Below are 23,801 nucleotides of genomic sequence, written 5' to 3'. Positions count from 1 at the left end.
TTAATAATTTATTACCACTCATAAAGAGTGCCAATCTATAAAGAAATGCTGGGCAATACTAAATAGTGTTGCCCAGCATTTCTTTGTACGGCTATTTATTGGTCTTTTTATCTTTCCAAGGATCCTCTTGTCCAACGGTGACAATCAGGAAATCATCAGGCTTAAGGGTATCTTGCATGGTTTGATTGACTTCTGATAGCTTTACTTGATCAACACGTTTGACATAATCAGTCAGATAGCTGTTTGGTAGTTGATAAAAATTCATCATCCCAAGTAAGCCATTAATTCCCGCATTGCTCGCAAAACCCATCGGAAAGCTATTCTTAAGATTGTCCGTCGTTAAGCGCATCTCAGTGCTGTTAATACCTTTTTCTAAAGTATCATTGATGACGGCTAAGCTGGCATCAATGGCCGCGCGCGCCTTGTCATTACGCGTTGAAAAACCGATTTGGTACGGTCCTCGTGCCAGCATGGGATTCATAGAGCCTGATATGCCATAAGTGTAGCCCAAGTTTTGTCTAATCTCAGTCATGAGTCGCGCATTAAAATCACCGCCCGCAAGTACCTCATTACCAACCGCAAAGTTGGTTTGCTTCTGCTGAGACTGGGGATCGGTGGCGCGCTTATCTCCCAATTGTCCCATGAGTACGGTGGTTTGAGTACTTGGAAAGGGAATATGAATGTGCTTGGCTTGGCCCAGTGGTTTGGGTTCAGGCAGCTCGGTTGCGGGCTGACCTTTCGGTAATTTGCTAGTGATATCTTCCGCAAGTTTTTTTGCTTGCTCTAAGGTTAGGTTACCAGTGATGGCAACAGAGGCATTTGCTGCGACCAAGTAGCGGTTCTTGAAATCTATTAGCTGTTGCTTTTTGATAGTAGGAACGCTTTCAAGCGTACCCGCTGATGGATGGGCGTAAGGATGCTCGCCATACAATGCTTCGCTAAATGCGATGCTAGCAAGGCTGTTGGGATCTTGTTTTTGCTGCTGCAAGCCCACCAATAATCGTGCTTTATTACGTGCTAGGATGCTGTCGTCAAAAGCGGGTTCGCTGAGCATCTGAGTCATTAAATCAACGGCTGGAAGTAGATGCTTATCATCAGATAAGCTACGTAGCGACACAATAAACATGTCTTTATAAGCACTACTATTTAGATTGATGCCCAAGGTTTCGACAGCACGAGTAAATTCATTTTCGTCTAAGCGTTTAGAGCCTTGCGTCAACATAGTGGCAGTCATATTAGCAATACCAAAGCCTGTGCTACTAATACTGCCATCACGGGCGCTACCAGCGTTAAAACGCAAGTCGATATCGACAATCGGTAAGGCTGTTGTTTGTACAAAACGTACGGGAACGCCTGCCTTGGTTTTGAACTGCTGAATTGTTGGGATGGTAACGGTTAACGGTTTATCATCGTCAAGGCTGGTTAGCTTTGATAATGCGGCAATCGGTGCGCTGGTATCCACTGTCGCAGAGCCACGATATTCTTCAGCACCTGTTGTGTTTGCTTGTGCTGTCAACGTTGTTAGACCTAGCAAGATGCCAACACTAAGATGCGACAGTTTTTGCATGGTGGCGGTTGCTGATGGTATTGAGCTGCACGCTTTTTTTCTATTTTGCAACAAATCACTATTTTGAGTCATGGTTTTCTTCTTATAAATAAGGTCTTTATGATTGGCGCTTGTATCGAATAAAGAGCTAACACGACGCGATTATTTCTCTGTCGCTGCTTGGTCTTTAGGTGGGATGACATACATCACTGTTAAATTGTCCTTGACCAAATACTTTTTGCTAGCAGCTTGTATGTCAGCAATCGTCACGCTATCGAGTTTGGTGGGCAATTCAGCAAGCAGCGTATCGTCAAGACCGATAGACTGTAATGAGCCAATCATCTGCGCCTGACCTTCCATACTGTCTTGCGCATAGACGAGCCCTGTGACCGTATTGGTTTTGGCACGCTCGATTTCATCGGCGGCGATGGGATCGGTTTTGAGCTTTTCTATTTCAGCCATAATGGCTTGTTGTGCTTGCTCTAAGCTGACACCTTCACGTGGAGTCGCTTGTATCAAAAACAGTCCATCGCCACGATCTAGCAAGTCATATGAAGTGCCCACTGTGGTAAGCAGACCTTGCTCGCGTATCAATCGACTCTCAAGGCGGGCAGAGAGACCACCGTCTAATACATCTTGAGCCAGTGAGAGCGCATAAGCTTGTTTTTCATTAGCTGCACCAGCAGTGACGAGACTGGGTACGTTATAACCCATTAACAATACTGGTACTTGTACGGCTTGCTCGGAGTCGACTTTCTGATAGCCACGGAAGCCCTTTTGACTGACGGCAGGACGTTTAGGTAGATCGCTTGGTGTTAGCTCACCAAAGTAACGTTTGACTTGAGCCAATACTTCTTGCGGTTTAACGTCGCCAACGACGACTAACGTTGCATTGTTTGGTGCGTACCATGTTTTATACCAGTCTTTTAAATCTGTAAGGGTAATGGATTCAAGCTCATCCATCGGACCAATAACGGATTCGCCTTTTGGACTATTCGGGAGCGCCAATAAGCGAAATGACTCATAAGCCTTGGCAAGTGGATTATCATCAGTGCGTTGGCGGCGCTCTTCCATGACCACTTGGTGCTCTTTGGTAAATTCCTGCTCATTAAACAGTAGGTTTTTCATACGATCCGCTTCTAGCTCTAATGCCAAAGGAAAACGGTTGGCAGGGAATAGCTCGTAATAGCCCGTATAGTCGTAGCTGGTAAACGCATTATTGACGCCGCCAAATTTAGCAATCAAGCGCTCATAGTCGTCGCTCGAAACGTTAGTAGTGCCTTTAAACATCATATGCTCAAGCAAATGCGAGATGCCCCCTTTATCCAGTGGCTCATCTGCTGACCCAACTCGATACCAGATTTGAGTCATTACCACAGGTGCGCGATGGTCTTCTTTTACCACTACCTTTAGACCGTTTTCTAATTGATATTCGTGTCGACCTGACATATCCATGGTCAATGCTGATGAGGGCTGAATGTCTTGACCTGATTTAGCTGTGTTTAGCTCATCTTTACCCAAGGTATTTTGAATGACTGGCTTCTGAGCAGTCGACAATGTGTTGGCGCTGATAGTACTGGTTTGGCAAGCAGCAAGAGTCGTTGCTATTGCTAAGGCACAGGCAAGACGTAAAGAGGCGGTAGGTAAGGGCGACGGTGATAAAGGCAGTGGCATGGTATATTCTACTTATAGAAAATGGCAACTTGTAAATTGATCAGTGGTTAGATCACTCTAAATACTAGCGATAGATAGCAGGTTTTATAAAGATTTATGTGCCCCAACCATCACACTGGCTGTTGGCTTAAATTCTTGGGTGGTATTACAGCCTGTCGCGGATAGTACCAGTGTCGCTACTAATACAGCTGCGCTGATGCTGATTGCTTTTTTACTGTACGTTTTGTCAGTATTAGATAGTGATGGCATAGATAATTCCTAAAAATGAGGGTTGAGTGAGCAATAGTGAAGTAGTTGGTAAGCTTTGGAATAAGGCTTGTTCTACAATAAACTCTGGTAGAGTAAGCGAAGTTTAGCATGTGTAAGGTCAGATTTTTGTTGCCAAATCTTAAGCGAAACTTTCTAAAGGGATGGTGTGACTTGCCAGATTTGCAAAAATTGACGATAGGCTATGATGGTAAGGTCTGAGCACAACTCGAATTATGATAAACTAGGCTAAAAATTGACTGTCGTGGGTCATGACCCATGGCAAAAACATGACGACATACCAACCCATTTAAAATAATCAAATAACTGACCGTGATAACTTTTAGGGCAAGCTTATGAATAACTCCAATAATAGCAGTCGTGTAATCATTAATCTCGATGGCAATCTTGATGACCTAGATGACGATGATATTACCTTACCCAGTCTGCCTTCGCAATCTGTGCCCATTATCGATGAGAAAGAAGATGCAGGCTCTATCCAAGCGCCCAATGATCAAAGCATCGAAGATCAGCAAAAAGACAGCACGATAAACAAAGATGTCTCAAGTGCTGATGCGGCAAAAAATATTGCTTTGGGTGCGCCAATTGTGAGGACAGAAGAGCAAAGCACGTCTAAAAATGCCTCTGAGAGCTTTATAAGCGCTTCCTCAACTGATAACGATAATAATAAAAATATTGATACTAAGCTCAGCACTATTTCTACTGCCCCAACCATGCCATTACAAGAGCAACTTGGCGATAGCCCAAATGTCAGTCCTGCGAGTAGTGCGGTACAAGCGACCACTCAACCAGAAATCGAATCTACAGAGCTACAAGAAAACAAGAAAAAAGGCAGCTGGTTTAACCGCATGAAAACGGGGCTAAGTAAGTCACGTAAAAATCTTGCCGAAGGTATGGTCAGTATTTTGATCGGTGGCAAAGAGATTGATGATGAGCTATTGGAAGAAGTTGAAGATCAACTGCTGGTCGCCGATATCGGTGTCAACGCGACCAATCGTATTATCAAAAGTCTGACCGAGCAGACAGACCGTGGTGATTTGATTTATGCGCATTCATTATATAAAGCGTTGCAAACTGAATTGGTTGATATTTTAACGCCAAAAGTCGCACCACTCATTATTGATACCAGCAAAAAACCTTTTGTGATTTTAGTTGTGGGTGTCAACGGTGTCGGTAAAACCACGACGATTGGTAAACTTGCCAAGCGCTTACAAGGCGAAGGTAAATCCGTTATGCTGGCTGCTGGCGATACCTTCCGTGCCGCTGCTACTGAACAGCTGCAAATTTGGGGTGAGCGTAATAACATTCCAGTCGTCGCTCAAGGTCACGGCTCTGATAGTGCCTCTGTTATCTTTGATGCCATGCAGTCTGCCAAAGCAAAAAATATCGATGTATTAATCGCTGATACTGCTGGACGCTTGCAGAATAAAACCCACCTGATGGCAGAGCTTGAAAAAGTGGTACGCGTCATGCGTAAAGCTGATCCAAGCGCACCGCACGAAGGTATGATTGTGCTTGATGCCGGCACCGGTCAAAATGCGATTAATCAAGTAGAACTCTTTAACAAAGTCGTACCATTAACGGGTATTACTATTACCAAATTAGACGGTACTGCGAAAGGCGGTGTGGTGTTCAATATTGCCGAAACGACAGATGTTCCTATTCGTTATATTGGTGTCGGTGAGTCGATTGATGATTTACGTGCCTTTAGTCCAAAACAATTTGTCGCCGCCTTATTTGAGACCGATGATAAAGAGTAGCGCTCGATAGGTTGTTTTAGTCGATGAACGATTTTTGAAAATATCATCATTTGAAAGGAAGCATCATGATAGTCACCACAGCCGCTTTTGGCGCACACCAGCTAACGTTAATTGCGAGTGTCAATGAGCATAGTCGTCCTAAGCTGGTTGAAGTCAACTGGCTGCAAGCAGGTGACTCTTGGCATAGCTCAAAATCTATTCCTAAACTTAAAAAGCATTATGGTATTGACGATCAGAGCTTTACGTTTATCAATGAGGACAGCCTAAGCGAAAATGAGCCTGCCCAAGCGCTACTCATAGAGACTATAGCGCAATTAAAATCGTATTTTAAAGGTGATCGTCAGGCATTCGATTTGCCATTAGATATCAGCTTAGGAACCAAGTTTCAGCAACGAGTTTGGCAAGCGTTACAAGATATTGGCTATGGCGAAACAATAAGCTACGCGACACTGGCACAAAATGTCGCTAGTCCCAAAGGGTTTCGCGCGGTTGCTAATGCTAATAGTAAAAACCCTTTTAGCATTATTGTTCCGTGTCATCGAGTCATTGCTAGCGATGGTAAGCTTGGTGGCTATACAGGTGGACTAGATAAGAAAACATACTTGCTAGCGCTTGAAGGTGTCGAGGTTAAGCGTTAGTTCTTTTGATTGTACAAGTCTGATATCGTTTTTCCGATATAAATTTCCGATGCAAATAGTATCAATAGCATGCGTGCAAAGGATAGGCTAAAAGTAGAATATTATGAATAATGCGACCACTAAAATATCGGCTATGAAAATATTACAACCTATCACCATTGGTGGTGTCATCTTTAAAAACCGTACGATGTTTCCACCATTGACGACTGGCTATGAAGACAAAGACGGCAATATCAGCTCACAGAGCCGTGCCTTTTATACTCGTCTTGCCAAGGGTGGCACAGGCTATATCGTGTTAGGTGACGTCGCACCTGTCCGTAGTTTTGCGCCGACGCCTAAATTATTTGATGATAGCCAAATAGACAGTTTCCGGCTACTTGCTGATAATGTGCATGCTTACGGTGCCAAGCTTGGCGTGCAGATTTTTTATCCTGAGTATGACGTTAATGTCCTTAACGCCTTGTTTGCTGCTGGCGAGATGCACAAGGTACGCACCCAGCTCAATCATGACATGCAACATTTCGTTAATGAGGTGTCAGAAGACGCTTTGATGGATATTATCGACAAGATGTGTGCCTGTGCAGTGCGTGCACAAAAAGCGGGGGTAGATGTCATTCAGGTACATGGCGACAGACTGGTCGGCGCGCTATGCAGCACACAAATGAACACGCGCACGGATAAGTTTGGCGGCTCTCTTGAGAATCGTACACGCTTTGCTTTGATGTTAGTAGAGGCACTAAAAAAAGTCGTACCAGATATGATTATCGATTATAAATTATCGGTTGTCACACCTGAACGCGGTAAAGGTGGTGTTGATGAAATCGACGCGCCAAAGTTTGCACAGTGGCTTGAAGCAGCTGGCGTGGATATGTTGCATGTTGGGCAAGCGAACCATACGGGCAATATGGCAGACACGATCCCGCCGATGGGCGTGCAGCCTTACTGCTTCTTTGCTGATATCACAGGTGCCGTTAAGCAAGCGGTTTCCATCCCGGTTAGCACCTCAGGGCGTATTATCGATCCTGACATGGGTGAGGGTATACTGCAAAATGGCAAGGCTGATATGATTGGGATTGGTCGTGCGCTCTTAGCGGATCCTGATTGGGCGAATAAGGTGGGCTCAGATAAAGCCACTGATATCGTTCGCTGTATATGCTGCAACGAAGGCTGCGTTGATAATGTCTTAAATCGCTCGTTTATTGCTTGTGTGGTCAATCCTGAAAATGGCTTCGAAGAAACGCGTTTTATTATGCCTGCTCAAATGAAGAAGAATGTTGTGGTCGTCGGTGGCGGTCCTGCAGGTATGGAAGCTACCCGTGTGGCTGCAAAGAAAGGTCATAGTGTAACCCTGTTTGAAAACGCTACTGAGCTGGGTGGGCAGTTGCACATTGCTGCTGTCCCGCCGCGTAAAAATGAAATACGCCGAGCCATAGAAGACTTGGTACATGCCGTACACACTCAGGGTGTAACGCTAAAATTGGGTCAAACAGCGAATATTCAAAGCATACTAGCGCTAGAGCCTGATGCTGTTATCGTCGCAGTCGGTGCGTCAAGTTTTATACCGCCAATTCCAGGTATAGATGGCAAAAACGTCTATGATGCGTGGCAGGTGCTGGCAGGTAAGTATAAAGTATCTGGGCGCGTGGCGGTAATCGGTGGTGGTGTGGTCGGCTGTGAGACCGCTGAATATCTTGCTACACAAGGCTGCAAGTTATCGATAATAGAGATGCGTGATCAGATTGGTAGTGATATCAGCGTGACTGTTTTACCTAGCATGCTCGAAAATTATAAGGCATACGGTGTAGAACAATATACTGGATATATGGTAACAAGCATTAACAGCGGTGAAGTAAGTTGCAAAGATAAAAATGGCAGTATTGCCCAAATTCCATACGACTATGTCGTTATCGCTAGTGGTGCGCGTCCCGTAGTCTTCGATACAGAGGCTTTGAGCGTTAAAGGTATTGAGGTCGTGCAGGTAGGTGATTGTTGTGAGGTTGCTGATATATCATATGCAACCAAGACAGCATACGATGCAGCGAATGCGCTTTAGTAAATCCGATTTTTCATTATTAAATGGTTGTTATTGCATCATAGAAAATATTGAGTCATAAAACATCAAAAAGCCAAACATTTAAAACGTTTGGCTTTTTGATGAGTGAGACATAAAGGGTTGCTGGATAAAACTATTGCTCAAGTTGGGTCATTACGTCAGCAGAAAAGTTCACGTTGCTATAAACCTCTTGTACATCATCGATATCTTCTAACATATCAATCATCTTCATGACTTTTAGCGCATCATCGACATTGTCTATTTCAGCACTGGTAGACGGTGCCATGGTCACTTCAGCATTGTCGGAGACCAAACCTGCAGCATTAAGCGCATCTTTAACATGACCGAAATTTTCCCATTCAGTGATGACGAGCAAGCTGTCACCATCATTCTCGATATCAAGCGCGCCTGCATCTAATGCCACTAGCATGACTTCATCTTCTAGGCTTGTATCATTAAAGATGATTTCACCGCGCTTATTAAATAGATAAGCGACCGAGCCAGTAGTACCTAGATTGCCTTCATTTTTGGTAAAGGCGTGGCGTACTTCACTGACTGTTCGGTTAAGATTGTCAGTCAAGGTTTCGACAAGTACTGCGACGCCGCCGATGCCATAGCCTTCATAGCTTACTTCGTCCATATTGTCATTGTCATCACCGCCTGTACCACGAGCTACTGCACGGTTGATGGTGTCTCGTGTCATATTGACAGACAGGGCTTTTTCAATGACAGCACGTAGGCGCGGATTCTTGTTAGGGTCAGGATCACCTTGCTTGGCAGCAGAGACAATTTCACGAATAATTTTAGTGAATACTTTACCTTTTACCGCATCCTGACGGGCTTTACGGTGTTTAATATTTGCCCATTTTGAATGGCCTGCCATATAACATCCTTAAGTTTTGCGTATTATTTATTGTGCTTAAAACAAGTTTTAATAACAATCTTTCACTATGAGTGTGTCATGAATGAGCGTATTTATACATTTTAAGATTTTTCAATCTGCATGATGACACACCTCAGATCACCTGTTTCTATGATATAGCTTGCGCTATCTCTTTGAAGTAACAGAGCTACCGACACGTTAACGATTTGTATTTTGTTGAGAGTGCTTTTTTGCTACACTGTGGCAACTTAGTGATTGTATTCACATGTGACCTGTGAGCAATATTATAAACCAATTTTATCTATTTTGACTAACTTGGCCTTATCCAGCGTATTTTAAATCATTGGTTGCCATCAAGCCATTAATTTTATATCGCTACTGACTCGATACTACTGACTATATGAAGCAACCGACGGCTGAAGCCATTACCCACCTGCGCAACCGCATTCATATTATTATTGAAGGCACAGATACCCGTTTGGGTAAACTTTTTGATATTGTATTATTGATTGCGATTTTGACCAGTGTGGCTGTGGTCATGCTTGACAGTGTGCTATACATGCGCCTGCAATATGGCACTATATTCTTCTATGCTGAATGGTTTTTTACCATTTTATTCACGATAGAGTATGCGCTCAGGTTGTTTTCAGCACCCAACCGCGTGCGTTACGTCTTTAGTTTTTTTGGGGTAGTCGATTTATTGTCTGTGCTACCAAGTTACCTAAGCCTCATGTTTGTGGGGGTACAGTATCTATTAGTGATACGGGTTTTGCGTATTTTACGTGTGTTTCGCGTACTCAAGCTCAAAGCCTATATGCAACAAGCGGGATTTTTGGCCTCGGCGCTTAAAACCAGTCAGCAAAAAATCACGGTATTCTTTTTGTCGCTGGTATTATTGGTCACGATTTTCGGCTCGATTATTTACGTGGTAGAAGGCCCTGAAAATGGCTTTACCAGTATTCCACTGTCTATCTACTGGGCAGTCGTCACCATGACCACGGTCGGTTACGGTGATATGTCACCCAAAACGCCGCTAGGTCAAGCGATTGCGAGCATGGTCATGATTACGGGTTATTCGATCATTGCAGTGCCAACGGGAATTTTTACTTCTGAGCTGGCACGTAATATGCGTCCGCAACTCAACCCCGTCACCTGTCCTAATTGTGGCAAGTTCGGTCATGCCATTGCAGCAGAATTCTGTGATCGTTGTGGACACGCTTTGCATATTTAGTAGTGTTTGTGCGTTGTCTGCTTTTTTAACACTTTATATTTTATATCGTTATACATCAATGTATTCACTAACGAGCGGTGATAAGTCAATCTCAACACCGAGGTTGACCAAGTTCCAGTATTGTCCTGACACAGTGCGATCTAGCATCATGGTGGTTGCAGAAGGTTGGAATTGACCAAAGTACTTCAACGACGTCCGCATTTGAGCAATGACTTCGTGATGAACCTGACTTTGAGCAAAATCAAAAGCGCCTTGTTGATAAGGTTGAATAGACAGAGGCTTTAGCCCAATGGATAGCCATTTCTCATAAAACTCTCCGGGGATATTTTTATCGTCATCACGGCGAATATCAAGAGCGATGAGGTCCTGCTCAAGGGCAGTCACATCTCCTTTAATGGCATGCTTGGCAAAACGGCGGAATAATTGAACTTCGCTGTCACTATAGCTACGAATGCCGCCAAAATCATAAGCCACCACACTGCCATCTTTGCGAAAGGCAAAGTTGCCGGGATGTGGATCACAGTGCATACGATATAAGCCAAATAGTTGTCCTGCGGTAAAGTGGAACAGGCGCTTGGCTATGTGTTGTTTGATGTCATTGTCCCAAGTCGCCGCGACGGTTAGGGTTTCTCCCATCTCTTCTGTTAAGGTTAAAATCCGTTTAGAAGAGTGGCTGCTAATGACTTTAGGAATAATAAGACCTTTGTCTTCTGCATGAAATGCGCCAAACACTCGTAAGTTATGCGCTTCTTTAATATAGTCCAATTCATCATGTAAGCTTTGGCGAATCTCGTTGAATAGTTGCTCTTGCAACTGTTTGCTCATATTGAGCACACCCGCAATTTTTAGTGCCATGCGTACTTGTTTGAGGTCACTATCACAGTTTTCATCGACATCAGGATATTGGACTTTAACCACCACTTTTTGACCAGATGGCAAAACGGCTTTATGCACTTGACCGATGGAAGCCGCCGCAAACGGTGTTTCTTCAAATTCGCTAAATAATTCTGCAACAGGCGCTTTAAGCTCGCGCTCAATTTGTGCGCGTATCTGTGCATAGGGCATGGGCGGCGCATCTTTTTGCAGCTTTTCTAACGCTGTCGCTACTTCTGGTGGGAACACGTCTTTATATTGCGAGGCAATTTGCCCTACCTTCATCACCGCACCTTTCATTTCACCCAACGTTTCGGCTATCTGAATGCCCACATCTTGCATCAGCTCTGAGCGTGCTTGCAAACGTTTTTCTTCGTCACTTGAGAGGTGCTTAAATGAGTTTTTAGCTGCTTTGCCGGCAATGCTTGCTGTCATGCCAGCCAATTTCATAAAGCGCTTTCCAGACGATTTTGCCATTCATATCACCATGTAGTGGGTTGTTTGCTCAGTCATAATTTTAGTATTTTAGTCAAACAATTGCTGTTTAACTCGTGTGCTATTGATAAAGCATAGTTATACAATTCATGATTTTCGGTAATCAGGATTGAGCATTAATCGCTGATTGTGACAGAGTAGAGGCTATCAAGCCAGTAGGACAATGCCATTTGATAACCCAGATGCCCCAAACCACAAATAACACCGACGGCGACATCGCTTAGATAAGAATGATGGCGAAAAGGCTCGCGCGCATGCACATTGGATAAGTGTACCTCGATAAACGGTTTTTGTGTGGCCAAGAGCGCATCACGTAACGCAACCGAGGTATGAGTAAAGGCGGCGGGGTTAATGATAATGGCATCTACTTGCAGCGCGGTATCCGCTAAAAGTCCATGATATTGGATGTCATCTATCAGTTTACCTTCATGATTGGATTGTATACATATCAATTCAATACCGTGCTGAGCTGCACGTGCGATCAGACGTTCCTCGATATCTGCCAGTGTCGTATGACCATAAATCTCAGGTTCGCGCTTACCCAATAAATTCAAATTGACCCCATTAACGAGCAATAACTTATGAGTGAGTGTTTTATCGGCATTTTTCTTTGAAGGCGTGACGGTTGGTATAGACTGAGAAGGAGAGGTCATAATGGTCTCTATAACGATGAAACGAGGTTGAGGATTTATTATTTGTTATAAGGTTTAGATACTATATAAGCATAAAATGGCATAAGCGTAAAATGGTACAGTTTAATCAAACCTTTCTCTTTATGATAACAGCTTGATGGCGAGGTTATAAAAAAATTACATGAAAAATAAAGCTAAAGCCAAAAAATCATGTTAAAAGTCTTTATGTTGCTAAAAACCCGTGCTATGATATTTTTTATGCAATAATTATTGCAAGTTTGTTGCTACTGTCGAAGTAGAGCAATCAGTAAGACGGTCGTTATGTTTGTAAATACTCACTGTGTTGGTACATACCGTTATTTGCTATAGGTGCGATATGTAGATAACAGTAGTGAGGATAGTACTCTTAAGTTTTTGATTTCATCATCTTAGATCCCGTTTATATGCAATGTTGCAAAGGAATTTGGGGCTAAGCGGACTTTTTTAGGAAGCAATATTATGTCAGCTCGTGAGCAAGGTATCGTTAAGTGGTTTAATGACTCAAAAGGCTTTGGCTTCATTCAACGTGACAGCGGAGAAGATATTTTTGTCCATTTCCGCGCGATTCAAGGTGATGGCTATCGTTCTCTAAAAGATGGCGAAAAGGTCGAATTCAGCGTGGTAGAAGGTGATAAAGGTCTTCAAGCTGAAGAAGTCAGAAAAGTAGAAGAGTAATCTATCCAGTCATTAGAGCGGTTTAGCTATAATGTCTGTAGACACTACTGATATACTACTGAGTCAAGCCCGTTTTATCTTACCCATGTTGAGTCAAAATTAGCATGTTTGGTGGGATTAGGCGTTAGGCTTGGCTTTTTTATGCCCGTATCTCAGTCAGCTATATATAGATTTCATATTGTTGCTGCTTAATTTAGATAGCAATATAACGGGTTATCATGAGCCTATTTATCATGAGTCTACTTATTACTAGTAATGAACAAGTGATTAATTTAAAAGGATATTTTTTTGAGTAATTTTACCACGTTTACTGATTTGCCACTTTCAGCACCGACCTTACGTGCCGTAAGCGATCTAGGTTTTACTGCATTAACGCCCATTCAAGCACAAATATTACCGCATACCTTGGCAAATCAAGATGCTATTGGACAGGCGCAGACGGGTACTGGCAAGACGGCAACCTTTCTATTGACTATTATGGAAGCCTTGCTTAAACGTCCTTTTACCAATGATGAAGAGCGTTATTTGGGTGAGCCGCGCGCAGTGGTCATGGCGCCCACTCGCGAGCTTGCTCAGCAGATATTTGATGATTGTATCGCTTTGACCAAATATACTTCGCTACACAGCGTTTGTATTATGGGTGGCACCAATTATGAGACTCAGCAGCATGAGCTTGAGCGTCAATATGTCGATATTTTGGTCGCGACACCTGGTCGTTTGATTGATCTTGCCAATAAAGGCATGGTTTATTTAGATCGAGTGGAAGTGCTGGTTTTAGATGAAGCAGATCGCATGCTAGATATGGGTTTTATCCCTGACATCAAGCGTTTGGTTGGTCGGATGCCAGCCAATACAGACCGTCAAAGCTTACTGTTTTCTGCCACCTTTAACCAAGATGTGATGAATTTAGCCTATCGCTGGTTGCATGAGCCGCAGTTTGTTGAAATCGAGCCAGAACATAAAACCAGTGAGTTAGTCGATCAGCACTTTTATTTACTGACAGAAGATCAAAAATTAGAAGCGTTGCAGCGTATTATCAGTGATACGGCAGTGGATAAAGTGATTGTCTTTGCCAATCGTAAAGACCAAGTCAAGCGTCTCTATCATAAGCTGCGTCAAGCGCATAAAATTGTGATGTTGTCAGGCGATGTCATTCAACAAAAACGCGAAAAGTATTTACAGCGTTTCAAAGATGGTCATGCTTCTGTCTTGGTGGCAACTGATGTCGCAGGACGCGGTATCCATGTCGATGATGTTAGCCACGTGGTTAATTATACCTTGCCTGATCAGCCAGATGATTACGTGCATCGTATTGGTCGTACGGGTCGTGCTGGACAAACAGGCATCAGCATTAGTTTTGTGAGTGAAGATGATGCTTTTAATATACCAGCGCTAGAGAAGCATTTAGATACTAAGTTTACCCTTGAGCAGTGGCAAGAATAGTGATTTATAAGCCGTCAGTTCTACTATAGTGTACAGCTGTCGGAATCATAAAAGCCCTCAACGTCATGATTGATGTTAAGGGCTTTTTTATATGGCAGATTTCGATGTTAAATGATTTTATATTTTAACAATATCTATTGTCGATGATTCTATTGAGCTTGTTCCATCATTTCAGAATGTTCATCGTGGTTCATGTTGATCGCGCCATCACTCATATCATGCATACTATGATCCATACCTTGGGGAGTTGTGCTGTTATCAGTTGGCATCATATTATGGCTGCTGTGATCCATATTTGTATCCACCGGCATATCCATCATTTCTGAATCGCTCATTTGCATATGATCGCCTTGCATATTGGACATATCATGCCCACCATGCATGCTAGACATTGCTATAGGGACAAACACAACGGCTAAGCCAGATAATACCATGACAGCGCCATTAAGCTGTCTCAAGCGAAAACGTCCAATCTTGTCACGTAACCAGCCAACGGTTTCGTGCGTGGCGACTAGCATCGGTACGGTTCCTAAGCCAAACACAAACATGAGTGCTGCACCGCTTAGTGGATTGTGAGCGACCACTGCAATCAATAATGCACCATAAACCAATCCGCAAGGCAAAAATCCCCAAAGCAGTCCAGCCGTTAATGCTCGCGGAAAGGTATTGAGTGGAAATACTTTTTGACGAAGTGGGCTGAGATATTGCCAAAATCGCATACCAAAATGCTCAAGATTTTTTAAAAATGGTGCGCCAAGCATGGTCACGCCGACGAATACTAACACCAAGCCTAGCAAGATACGTGGCGTACTGTTACCTTTCATTAAGGGTTCTAGCACAGTGGTGCCAATCAATCCTGCCATCAAACCCAAAAATGCGTAACTGGTCAAACGACCTAAATGGTAAGTTGCCACAAGAGCACGGCGTTTGGTAGGGCTGACGTCTTTCATCGATAGCCCAAATGCTGTCACCAGACCGCCACACATGCCTAAGCAATGCGGTGAACCAAAAAATCCCATCAGTAGTGCCGCAATAAGTAAAGCGGTGGTCATGGGGCGATTCTCCTAAAAAATGAAAAGCAAACCTACGCATACAATCGGCATTTAACCAACACTTAACAGTAGGTTGCACAGATAGTACAAGCCTTGATAAGTGGTTATGGCATCCACCTCGTTCAATGTACTAAGTCGTACTATTTGCGCTCGGTTGCCATATATTCACACTTTCAATAGCTTCTACTATAGATAAGGTGGCTCAATGCTAGATTTTTGGCTGTTTATCAAGGTCAGCATGATCAATTGACTCTATATCAGGATGGCTCAGCTTATCATCAGCGACTATATCAGTCGCTGTGGTATCGTCATTCTGTGAAATAGGCGCTGAGTAATCATGAGCCTGTATGGTTTGCCGTCGCTCTTGGCGATCATCCAATATGATGCGCTGTGATGCATTGTCCAAATCTTCAAACTGGTTTGATTTGACCGCATAGCGTACCGCCCAAATGGCAACCACAAATAGCATGAGACTTAATGGAATTAACAAAAATATACTGAGCATGGTAACTCTCTTAAATAGCATTTTCTTTTATTATTATACACTCATCACAAGTATAGTGGATGACCGGTAGTGATTAGGATGAGTTATCAAAAGATATTGAACTGGCTACCTGCTTGTATTGAAATCTATTCGTCAGGTTTTTTTGCTGCGTTCCCTCTAGGGGTTAACAGCTGCTGTGAGGTCACGTCGTTGGCATGACGACAATCCATTTGAGGACGTATCACATCGCGTAAATAAGCGGCAACTTCATAAACAGCGCGTCGAGAATGACTTAAGTTTTGCGCAGGTCTCATCCAGTCACGGCTCACTGGTAAAGGGGCGCTAAGTGGTGTGCTATTGATACCGTTTAAGGCAAACTGTCTACGAGCACGTGCCATATGGTAGCTGTCAGTAATGAGATACACATGACGCAGTGGAATACGTTTGGCGGTAAAACGCGCATTTTCGCAGGTATTCATACTGGCATTTTCACTTATCAGCCCATCAATACCATGCTCAATGAGCCATTGACCGAGCCACGGCGCTTCAGCACCGCTTAGTACAATAGGTAGGGGTAAGTCGTGATAAGCGCTGGCAGCGGTACGGGCACGGTTGAGGCTGTAGCTATTAAGAATAATTTGATTGTCATGATCATTGGTTAGTCCGCCGCCTAACACCACGTAAGCGGTAGGCGGTGAACTCAAGGCAGCAGAGGGTAGGCTGGGCAATGGCAAAAGCGTAAATAGATAAACAATCGCTTGGGAGAACAGCGGCGTGAATAGGCTGATGAGTACTAAAATAACAGTCGTTGAACCAAGTAAAAAGGTAATATTAATAATGCGAAATAGCTTTATCATACGCTCAGCTGAACGCAAGTAATAACGCCATAGTCGCTTAGATAATAGCCGCTTAGACCACATGCTCATCATACCCAATAGAGCCGTCAGTATTTACCCAAACTGGCTCACGCGCTAACTGAATCGCAAATTTTTCATAAACCGTATCGACGATATGTCGTTGGGCATCTGCTACATTGTCTTGAGTGGCGTGATAAGGGGCATGATTGGTCAGCACCAAGGCTTGCTGCTGATGGGTGACAATCGGTGCAATACCACCACCTTTTAAGCCTGTCTGTTCAATCAACCAGCCTGCCGCAACCTTTACCATGGCATCAGGCATAGCGTAGCCGACGATAGCAGGGTAGGTTGATTGTAAAGCAGTAAAGTGCGACTGATGAATAATGGGGTTTTGAAAAAAGCTACCACAATTTGGCAGTTGCTTGGGATTAGGGAGTTTTTGTTGACGAATATCGATAATCGCTTGCATGATATCCGCAGGCACTGGCTGCGTACGATCGTCTTGCTCGGCATATCGTTGCGCAACGGTTTGCACATCACCATAGCTGGCTAGGATTTTGGTTGCATCGGTATGTAATCTGAATCCAACACAGCTGATTAACCAAGTATTAGGCGCACGTTTAAAAATGCTGTCACGATAGCCAAACTCGCAGTCGGCGGCTGTGAGATGATGCCAAGTTTGAGTGGGTAAGTGATAGGCTCGTACATACTGTAAGCAGTCTTCTAGTTGGACACCATAAGCACCGATATTTTGTACGGGTGCCGCACCAGTTAGCCCTGGGATTAGTGCCAGATTTTCTAGCCCATACCAACCTTGACTGACCGTATATACCACCAAGTCATGCCAGTTTTCGCCTGCCATTACTGCGATATCGACGTGGCTATCTGTCTGAGCGGTGAGGCTGATACCGCGCATTTGGGGCTGCAATACGATAGCATTCAGATGCGCTGGTAATAACACATTACTACCGCCAGACAACACAAATAATGGCTTGTTTTGCGCTATGTCTTTTGTATAATTTGCCATAAAATCGTCAAGCTGTGCCTCAGCCGTCAGTGTCACGACAGTATCCGCGACACAGGCTAAGGCCATGGTATTACCATGTGACAAATCGACTAATTCACGGGTCAATAAGCCTGCTGGCAAATCAGTGGTCATGGCAAATTGAGTACTAGAATCCAAGCGTGAAACTGAGGTCATAACATAGCCCATGTGGCAGATAGATAATGGATTACACAGTGTTTATTATAAAGGATGAAAGACACAAAGGTGGCAGAAAGTTAGCTTTATCGTTAGCAAGCTTTCCAGCTTTCAATCCACGCTTGTGCGCTTGACTCAATACGCTCAATTACCTCTTCAAAGTCGTCACCATCGCCTTTATAAGGATCTGGCACATCGTCGCCGCCATAAGTAGGATCTTCCTCACTAAATAAAGCCAACTTAGCCAAATTATCTTCTGTTTCTATTAAGCTGTCTTTGATGGCTTGTAAATCAGCTAAATTCTGTGTATCCATCGCTAGAATTAAATCAAAATTACGAAAGTCATCGGCACTGACTTGGCGGGCGATCAGTTTATTGATTTTATAACCATGCGCTTTTGCATGGCGTTGCGAGCGAGTGTCGGGCGCATGACCGATATGTGAGTCACTCGTGCCTGCTGAATCTACTTTGATTGACAATCCAGCAATCGCTGCTTGCTGACGAAAGACTTCTTCAGCCGTTGGCGATCGGCAAATATTTCCCAAACAAACCAATAATACAGAAGACGGAGTACAGGTTTTCATCAGCATAATATGACCTTGTATAACAAAAAAACATGCTATAAGAGACCGGCATGTTAGTGCGGCTTTTATTAGCATGCAATTAATTAAGTAAATCGGCTGTCAGCGTAACGGTTAATGCCTTGAATGGCAAGAGTAGAAGCTAAACAATACGGTCATCTGTTCACGAATTTTCGACGATATTATTTATAATGTAAGGTCGTACTTTGACCAGCTTACTCTTGTTTGTGCTTAAAGCGTTGAAGGTCACGGCGCTCTTTTTTGTTGGGTTTATTATCGGGCCGTGCAAGATTGGCAAGTTTGCGCTGCTCAGCATGATAAGCGCGGCGCTCTTCGCTTTCTTTAGTCTCTGAATACAAGACTTCAGCAGCGAGCGCATTACCACGTTGCGCCGTTAGTGCTTCAACGACGACGGTCTTTTCAGTCATGGCAGTGGCTGAGCCTTGACGAATCTGTAGTTCATCGCCAACCATAATCTCTTTACTGGTCTTTACGCGACTACCCGCATAATGTACCCGTCCGCTTTCGATGGCTTCTTTGGCGAGATTACGTGTCCGATAAAATCGTGCTGCCCACAACCACTTATCGAGACGCATACGCACGACATCAGGTTGGCTATGGCTAGGCTGATTGTGGTTTTTGTTGTGTTTACTCATCAAAACCTCATAGATATCCATAAAGTAAGATAATAATAATGGTGCTTTTTTTGCAAATTGAAAGAGCCTTGCGCTATCAAAATGTTTAAAAATAGATTCTTATGGTAAAGAGAGAAAGTCTCGTCTTAGCCATTATTCTGATTGGCAACTTTCATCGCCATTTCTGCCGCATCATTTGTCTTTAATTGCGCTAAACCATTAATCACACCTGTGGTATTTTCTACGGTTTTATTTTGGCTTAATTTAAATTGGGCTTGTATAGAATCGATGGGCAGCTTAAAGCCAATAATCCCTCGGCACATAGCATCGATATAAGTAGCAGGTGCCTCATCTAATGACCAAGGATGGTCGGATAGCACCTCTTGCTGCGCAGTCATGGTTGCTAATATCCATTTCAGTGTATCGGCGTCTTCAAGCAGTTCAATTTTGGATTGAATATGGACGCTTTGATAGTTCCAAGTGGGCACTTCTTTATGGGTTTTCACTTTGCTAGGATACCAGTTGGGGCTGATATAATGTCCAGAATCTTGAAAAATAATTAACCACGCAGTATCTGGTAAGGTGTTCTGATAAATAGGGTTTTTACGACCAAAATGACCGTAAAGATAGCCGTGCTGAGCATTAGAGTTAACACCAACACTAGCATCAGGCATAAAGTTATCGTTATGCCAGAAGAGTGGTATATGGCAGGCTTCGATGCCATCTTTGGTTTGAGCAACCAAGGTCGCTAAGGGATTGGCTGCGATAAATCCAATGATGTTTTCTAGGTTTTCTTCGGAAAAAATAGCAGGAGTATGCATGCTGTTCTCAGTTTATATTTGATATAAAATCAGCGACACCACTGCTGCTCACATGGGATACCGTCATTATTACCATCCATTTTGGTATTCGGGCAGTGTTGTATAAAGTAAGTGGCTTCTGCGCATGACGTCATCTGAGAGCAATGCTCTCTGCCATCACAGGTAAAGCTTGATGCTGATGCTGACGACGTGAGTACTGGTTTTACTGCCGAGACTGATGTTGACGTTGCATCTGAGTCGACTTACGTTGGCGGTATATCATCCAGATCAGTTGAGGTAAAAGCAGCGTCAACTGGAGTATCAGTCGCAACTTTAGCAATAGGGTTACTGGTCGTGTTGTTAGGTTGCAGCATCTTATAACCCAAAAGTGCTAAAACCAGTAATAATACAAAGATCAATATCTTTTGAGTCACGGTTTACCACCTAATCATGGTCGCTATGAATTAATGAAAGCTACCAATGCATAATCACTGTTCATTCATCAATGGCGGCTTTTTGGTGATTAACAAACAGCCATTGATGGATTGATAGTCTATTTTTATTTCAAAAATAATTGATAACCAATATTGTCATTGAGCATGGTGCAGTCATAGCCGATATCGAGTAACGCGTCTTGTAATTGACGAGAGTTACCTTCAGACGCTTGCAAACCGACCAATACGCGACCTTCGGCGGCACCATGATTGCGATAATGAAACAAAGTGATATTAAAGTCATCACCCAGTTTTTCTAAAAACTTCAGCAATGCCCCTGGACGTTCAGGGAAAACCACACTCAATAATTGCTCGTTTGCGACATGCGCATGACCACCAATCAAATGGCGGATATGTGATTTGGCAATATCATCATCGGTCAGATCATGAGCTGTATAGCCATCAGCTGCCAATTGGGTACGAATCGTTTTACGCTCTTTGTCGCCTTCTTTTAGCGCTATACCGACAAATATTGATGCAGGTTCCATAGAGTCAGGTGATTTTTTGCTATCGGCGCGATAATTAAACTCAGTAATATTGCGTCCATGTAAGCTACGGCAGAAGTTTAAGAAAGCGCCTGTCTGCTCAGGAATCGTCACACCAAAGATGGCTTCTTTTTTCTCACCAATCTCAGTACGCTCAGCGATATAGCGTAAGCGGTCAAAGTTCATATTGGCACCGCAAATAATACCGACGCAGTTTTTACCTTGCAGATTATGGGCTTCGATATATTTTTTCATACCAGCAACGGGTAACGCGCCCGCAGGCTCAACGATACTGCGATTTTCTTCAAAGATATCTTTAACCGCCGCACATACTTCGTCATTGGTACAAGTCACGACTTCAGGCTCGACTAAAGGGCCTGATTTATCACTCTTTTGCATACGGACAATTTCAAATGGCAATTCGCCGATTTGAGCAACTGCCACGCCGTCGACGAACAGTCCAACTTGCTCAAGCTTAACGCGCTCATTGGCTTCAAGCGCCGCTTTAAGAGAAGCTGATTGCTCTGCTTCCACCGCAATCACTTTGACATGCGGCGCAACTTCACCTAAGAATGCCGCGACACCTGAGATGAGACCACCACCGCCAACCGCGACGAACACATAATCCATATTGCGCCATTGCTGAGTTAGCTCAAGACCAATGGTACCTTGTCCGGCAATCACCAATTCATCATCGTAAGGTGGAATAAAGGTCAGACCTTCTGTTTCAGCGCGATTGATTGCATAACGGTTGGCTTCATCGAAGCTATCACCATACAAATCGACATTGCCGCCCAGTGCTTTAACGGCATCTACTTTGATGTCAGGGGTGGTGGTCGGCATCACAATGATATTGTTTAGGGCAAGTTTACGGGCGGAGTAAGCAACCCCTTGTGCGTGATTACCTGCTGATGCACAAATGACGCCGCGGGCTTTTTGCTCATCACTTAATTGACTAATTCGATTATAGGCACCACGCAATTTAAAGGATTTGACCGGTTGCAAGTCTTCGCGTTTAAAACGAATGTCATTAGCAAAACGTTGGGTCAGCTTGGGCGCCGCTTCAAGTGGTGTTTGAATTGCCACGTCATAGACGGTGGCTTGCAAGATGGCTCGTACCCAATGTGACAGCATAATGTTCCCTAATAAAAAGTGTGGATGAATAGAAAATTAAATAGATTAGCCTATGCTGATTTTAACGGTCTTGCAAGACCCTATTGCAGTTTTTGCAGTGATTTCAATTTTTGATGAAAGATAGGGTGATTTTATCTCAATATTTTTTAAATAAAATATTGAATTATTTCCATATGTCTGTATTATTGGACATATGGAAATAATAAATGCTATCGCAAGCTTTGCTGCGCTCTCTCAAGATACTCGTCTAAAAGCTTTTAGGTTGCTTGTCAGCCAAGAGCCCGTTGGTCTGCCAGCGGGCGAAATAGCTCGTCAACTGTCTGTGCCGCACAATACGATGTCAGCACATTTATCGGTGCTGGCTCGTGCAGGGTGGGTGGTGTCTCAACGTCAAAGCCGGCAGATAATTTATCGCGCCTCACTGTCACATATGGAGGAGGTTATTCAGTTTCTATTGCAAGATTGTTGTGCGGGACATCCAGAATTGTGTGCGTCTCTTATGGATAGTTTGAGCGGATGTGAGCGTGCTAAACCTGCTGATGCAGACAGTCTTTCAAATAATTAGTAAGCCCATAACTGATTTAACAAACCTCTTTATTACTAGGGCGTGTCCTCATCTTTAGCTCATTTAGTCAATTTCGTTAAGATTGAGGACATACCCTAAGAATCTTCATAAATATAGGTAAAATTACTATGACATCACTAATTTTTCACAATCCAAAATGCGGTACGTCTCGCAATACATTGGCCATCATGAAAGCATCAGGCGAAAATCCAGAAGTAATTGAATATCTTAAAACCCCACCAAGCCGTGATCATTTAGTTGAGCTGCTGGCAAAGATAAACCTTTCACCAAGAGAGCTGTTACGAAGCAAAGAGCCTGTCAATGATGAGCTAGGATTAGACAATTCTGAACTGTCTGACGATCAAATCATTGATGCAATGATTGCCCATCCCATTTTAATCAATCGCCCTATCGTGGTCACCAATAAAGGCGCAGCATTATGCCGCCCATCAGAATGCATATTTGAGTTGTTAGAGAATCCCGTGAGCAGCTTTACTAAAGAAGATGGGGAAGTGATTTATCATGGCAAATAAAACAGCAGATTTAGATGTGATCGATTTGTGTGATTTGCCCAATATTGATGCAGACAGTATACAGCCTATCGATATTGAGTCTTTAATTGGTACACATGACCCGCGCCATGCGCCTAAAATATTGGTGCTATATGGCTCTCTACGCCAGCGCTCATTCTCTAAACTGGCCAGTGAAGAAGCGAGCCGTCTATTGCGTTGGTATGGTTGTGAGGTTCGAACCTTTGATCCGACGGGTTTACCATTGCCTGATGCTGTTGATGCAGATCATCCAAAAGTACAAGAGCTGCGAGAGTTGGCGCAGTGGTCAGAAGGTATGCTGTGGGTGAGCCCAGAGCGTCATGGCAGTATGACCAGTATTATGAAAGCACAAATTGACTGGATTCCATTGTCATTAGGTGGTGTACGTCCAACCCAAGGCAAAACTTTGGCAGTGATGCAAGTCAGCGGTGGCAGTCAAAGCTTCAATACGGTCAACCAATTGCGCATTCTTGGGCGTTGGATGCGGATGATTACCATACCCAATCAGTCCTCTATTCCTAAAGCTTTTTTGGCATTTAACGACGATGATCGTATGGATAAGTCTCCTTTATATTTGCGTCTCGTGGATGTTTGTGAGGAGTTGGTGAAATTTACTTGGCTGACCCGTGGACGCTCAGCCTATCTGACTGATCGTTACTCTGAACGAGTAGAAAGCGCAGAGGAGCTGTCGCAGCGCGTCAACCAAAAATCACTCTAATGTATCCTCTCATCATTCATTTTCTAATACTTGCT

24 protein-coding genes and 1 pseudogene are annotated in these 23,801 nt (G+C 43.6%); 9 read left to right on the top strand and 16 right to left on the bottom strand.

Annotation, left to right across the window (positions count from 1 at the left end; translation table 11 throughout):
• Positions 1-91: 91 nt before the first annotated feature.
• From AK822_RS07665 to AK822_RS14865, 3 genes are all read right to left on the bottom strand, one after another.
• Positions 92-1,639 carry a M16 family metallopeptidase gene (locus tag AK822_RS07665; protein WP_060491179.1) on the bottom strand — a complete coding sequence of 516 codons (1,548 nt, stop codon included), beginning with the start codon at positions 1,637-1,639 and terminating at the stop codon, positions 92-94.
• 69 nt (positions 1,640-1,708) lie between these two features.
• Positions 1,709-3,220, bottom strand: coding sequence for a M16 family metallopeptidase (locus AK822_RS07660; RefSeq protein WP_060491178.1), 1,512 nt, complete (start codon positions 3,218-3,220; stop codon positions 1,709-1,711).
• A gap of 84 nt (positions 3,221-3,304) precedes the next feature.
• A complete protein-coding gene (locus AK822_RS14865; protein ID WP_157292380.1) occupies positions 3,305-3,469 on the bottom strand; it encodes a hypothetical protein in 165 nt (54 codons plus the stop codon).
• An 866-nt stretch (positions 3,470-4,335) separates the two neighbouring features.
• Here AK822_RS14865 and ftsY point away from each other — a divergent pair.
• From ftsY to bilR, 3 genes are all read left to right on the top strand, one after another.
• Entirely contained in the window at positions 4,336-5,247 is a 912-nt protein-coding gene (gene ftsY, locus AK822_RS07655) for a signal recognition particle-docking protein FtsY (RefSeq protein WP_226914676.1), read from the top strand.
• 65 nt (positions 5,248-5,312) lie between these two features.
• Positions 5,313-5,885: a methylated-DNA--[protein]-cysteine S-methyltransferase gene (locus AK822_RS07650; RefSeq protein ID WP_060491176.1), complete on the top strand. Its 573-nt coding sequence runs from the start codon at positions 5,313-5,315 to the stop codon at positions 5,883-5,885.
• A gap of 103 nt (positions 5,886-5,988) precedes the next feature.
• Positions 5,989-7,938 (top strand): bilirubin reductase, long form, encoded by a 1,950-nt coding sequence (gene bilR / locus AK822_RS07645; RefSeq protein ID WP_228138983.1) that lies wholly within the window; start codon positions 5,989-5,991, stop codon positions 7,936-7,938.
• Positions 7,939-8,071: 133 nt separating this feature from the next.
• Here the strand turns inward: bilR and AK822_RS07640 are convergent, their stop codons facing one another.
• Entirely contained in the window at positions 8,072-8,821 is a 750-nt protein-coding gene (locus AK822_RS07640) for a YebC/PmpR family DNA-binding transcriptional regulator (protein WP_060491175.1), read from the bottom strand.
• 400 nt (positions 8,822-9,221) lie between these two features.
• On the opposite strand from AK822_RS07640, the gene AK822_RS07635 reads away from it, so the two are divergent.
• On the top strand, positions 9,222-10,052 hold the full coding sequence (locus AK822_RS07635) for an ion transporter (protein ID WP_045446426.1): 831 nt from the start codon (positions 9,222-9,224) through the stop codon (positions 10,050-10,052).
• 48 nt (positions 10,053-10,100) lie between these two features.
• Here AK822_RS07635 and AK822_RS07630 read toward each other — a convergent pair whose 3' ends face one another.
• Together AK822_RS07630 and aroQ are read right to left on the bottom strand one after the other, a co-directional pair.
• Positions 10,101-11,402: an ABC1 kinase family protein gene (locus AK822_RS07630; protein WP_060491174.1), complete on the bottom strand. Its 1,302-nt coding sequence runs from the start codon at positions 11,400-11,402 to the stop codon at positions 10,101-10,103.
• Positions 11,403-11,536: 134 nt separating this feature from the next.
• A complete protein-coding gene (gene aroQ / locus AK822_RS07625; RefSeq protein ID WP_055124917.1) occupies positions 11,537-12,073 on the bottom strand; it encodes a type II 3-dehydroquinate dehydratase in 537 nt (178 codons plus the stop codon).
• 477 nt (positions 12,074-12,550) lie between these two features.
• Between aroQ and AK822_RS07620 the strand changes: the two genes are divergently transcribed.
• Both AK822_RS07620 and AK822_RS07615 read left to right on the top strand, forming a co-directional pair.
• Positions 12,551-12,766 (top strand): cold-shock protein, encoded by a 216-nt coding sequence (locus AK822_RS07620; protein ID WP_011513806.1) that lies wholly within the window; start codon positions 12,551-12,553, stop codon positions 12,764-12,766.
• A gap of 288 nt (positions 12,767-13,054) precedes the next feature.
• Positions 13,055-14,209 (top strand): DEAD/DEAH box helicase, encoded by a 1,155-nt coding sequence (locus AK822_RS07615; protein WP_045446437.1) that lies wholly within the window; start codon positions 13,055-13,057, stop codon positions 14,207-14,209.
• A 149-nt stretch (positions 14,210-14,358) separates the two neighbouring features.
• Here the strand turns inward: AK822_RS07615 and AK822_RS07610 are convergent, their stop codons facing one another.
• The 10 genes and pseudogenes from AK822_RS07610 to ilvA all read right to left on the bottom strand — a co-directional run bounded on the left by AK822_RS07610 (position 14,359) and on the right by ilvA (position 21,932).
• On the bottom strand, positions 14,359-15,261 hold the full coding sequence (locus AK822_RS07610; protein WP_060491173.1) for a sulfite exporter TauE/SafE family protein: 903 nt from the start codon (positions 15,259-15,261) through the stop codon (positions 14,359-14,361).
• Positions 15,262-15,469: 208 nt separating this feature from the next.
• Positions 15,470-15,766 carry a cbb3-type cytochrome oxidase assembly protein CcoS gene (gene ccoS / locus AK822_RS07605; RefSeq protein ID WP_060491172.1) on the bottom strand — a complete coding sequence of 99 codons (297 nt, stop codon included), beginning with the start codon at positions 15,764-15,766 and terminating at the stop codon, positions 15,470-15,472.
• 125 nt (positions 15,767-15,891) lie between these two features.
• The gene (locus tag AK822_RS07600; protein ID WP_060491171.1) at positions 15,892-16,665 is read right to left on the bottom strand and encodes a YdcF family protein; all 774 of its coding nucleotides are present in this window, start codon (positions 16,663-16,665) and stop codon (positions 15,892-15,894) included.
• On the bottom strand, positions 16,655-17,761 hold the full coding sequence (murB, locus tag AK822_RS07595; protein ID WP_060492222.1) for a UDP-N-acetylmuramate dehydrogenase: 1,107 nt from the start codon (positions 17,759-17,761) through the stop codon (positions 16,655-16,657). The genes AK822_RS07600 and murB overlap by 11 nt, the downstream gene beginning before the upstream one ends.
• 134 nt (positions 17,762-17,895) lie before the next feature.
• Positions 17,896-18,393, bottom strand: coding sequence for a low molecular weight protein-tyrosine-phosphatase (locus tag AK822_RS07590; protein ID WP_060491170.1), 498 nt, complete (start codon positions 18,391-18,393; stop codon positions 17,896-17,898).
• 206 nt (positions 18,394-18,599) lie between these two features.
• Positions 18,600-19,040, bottom strand: a complete 441-nt coding sequence (locus AK822_RS07585; RefSeq protein WP_060491169.1) for an RNA-binding S4 domain-containing protein — start codon at positions 19,038-19,040, stop codon at positions 18,600-18,602.
• A 125-nt stretch (positions 19,041-19,165) separates the two neighbouring features.
• On the bottom strand, positions 19,166-19,840 hold the full coding sequence (locus tag AK822_RS07580) for an FMN-binding negative transcriptional regulator (RefSeq protein WP_060491168.1): 675 nt from the start codon (positions 19,838-19,840) through the stop codon (positions 19,166-19,168).
• 29 nt (positions 19,841-19,869) lie between these two features.
• Positions 19,870-20,031 (bottom strand): annotated as a pseudogene (locus tag AK822_RS15095) (excalibur calcium-binding domain-containing protein); the annotation flags it as partial.
• Between the two features lie 51 nt (positions 20,032-20,082).
• Positions 20,083-20,253 (bottom strand): hypothetical protein, encoded by a 171-nt coding sequence (locus AK822_RS14855; protein WP_157292379.1) that lies wholly within the window; start codon positions 20,251-20,253, stop codon positions 20,083-20,085.
• Positions 20,254-20,378: 125 nt separating this feature from the next.
• The gene (ilvA, locus tag AK822_RS07575) at positions 20,379-21,932 is read right to left on the bottom strand and encodes a threonine ammonia-lyase, biosynthetic (protein ID WP_060491167.1); all 1,554 of its coding nucleotides are present in this window, start codon (positions 21,930-21,932) and stop codon (positions 20,379-20,381) included.
• A 193-nt stretch (positions 21,933-22,125) separates the two neighbouring features.
• Between ilvA and AK822_RS07570 the strand changes: the two genes are divergently transcribed.
• The 3 genes from AK822_RS07570 (at position 22,126) to arsH (ending at position 23,766) form a co-directional block, all read left to right on the top strand.
• Complete coding sequence (locus tag AK822_RS07570; RefSeq protein ID WP_060491166.1) at positions 22,126-22,497, top strand: ArsR/SmtB family transcription factor; 372 nt, start codon at positions 22,126-22,128, stop codon at positions 22,495-22,497.
• Between the two features lie 128 nt (positions 22,498-22,625).
• Positions 22,626-23,030, top strand: coding sequence for an arsenate reductase (glutaredoxin) (gene arsC / locus AK822_RS07565; RefSeq protein WP_060491165.1), 405 nt, complete (start codon positions 22,626-22,628; stop codon positions 23,028-23,030).
• Positions 23,020-23,766 carry an arsenical resistance protein ArsH gene (arsH, locus tag AK822_RS07560; protein WP_060491164.1) on the top strand — a complete coding sequence of 249 codons (747 nt, stop codon included), beginning with the start codon at positions 23,020-23,022 and terminating at the stop codon, positions 23,764-23,766. The genes arsC and arsH overlap by 11 nt, the downstream gene beginning before the upstream one ends.
• Positions 23,767-23,801: the final 35 nt, after the last annotated feature.

The organism is Psychrobacter sp. P11F6, assembly GCF_001435295.1.
Classification (GTDB): Bacteria; Pseudomonadota; Gammaproteobacteria; order Pseudomonadales; family Moraxellaceae; genus Psychrobacter.
The sequence above is the reverse complement of the archived record's forward strand: the minus strand, read 5'-3'. Positions and strand labels throughout refer to the sequence as shown.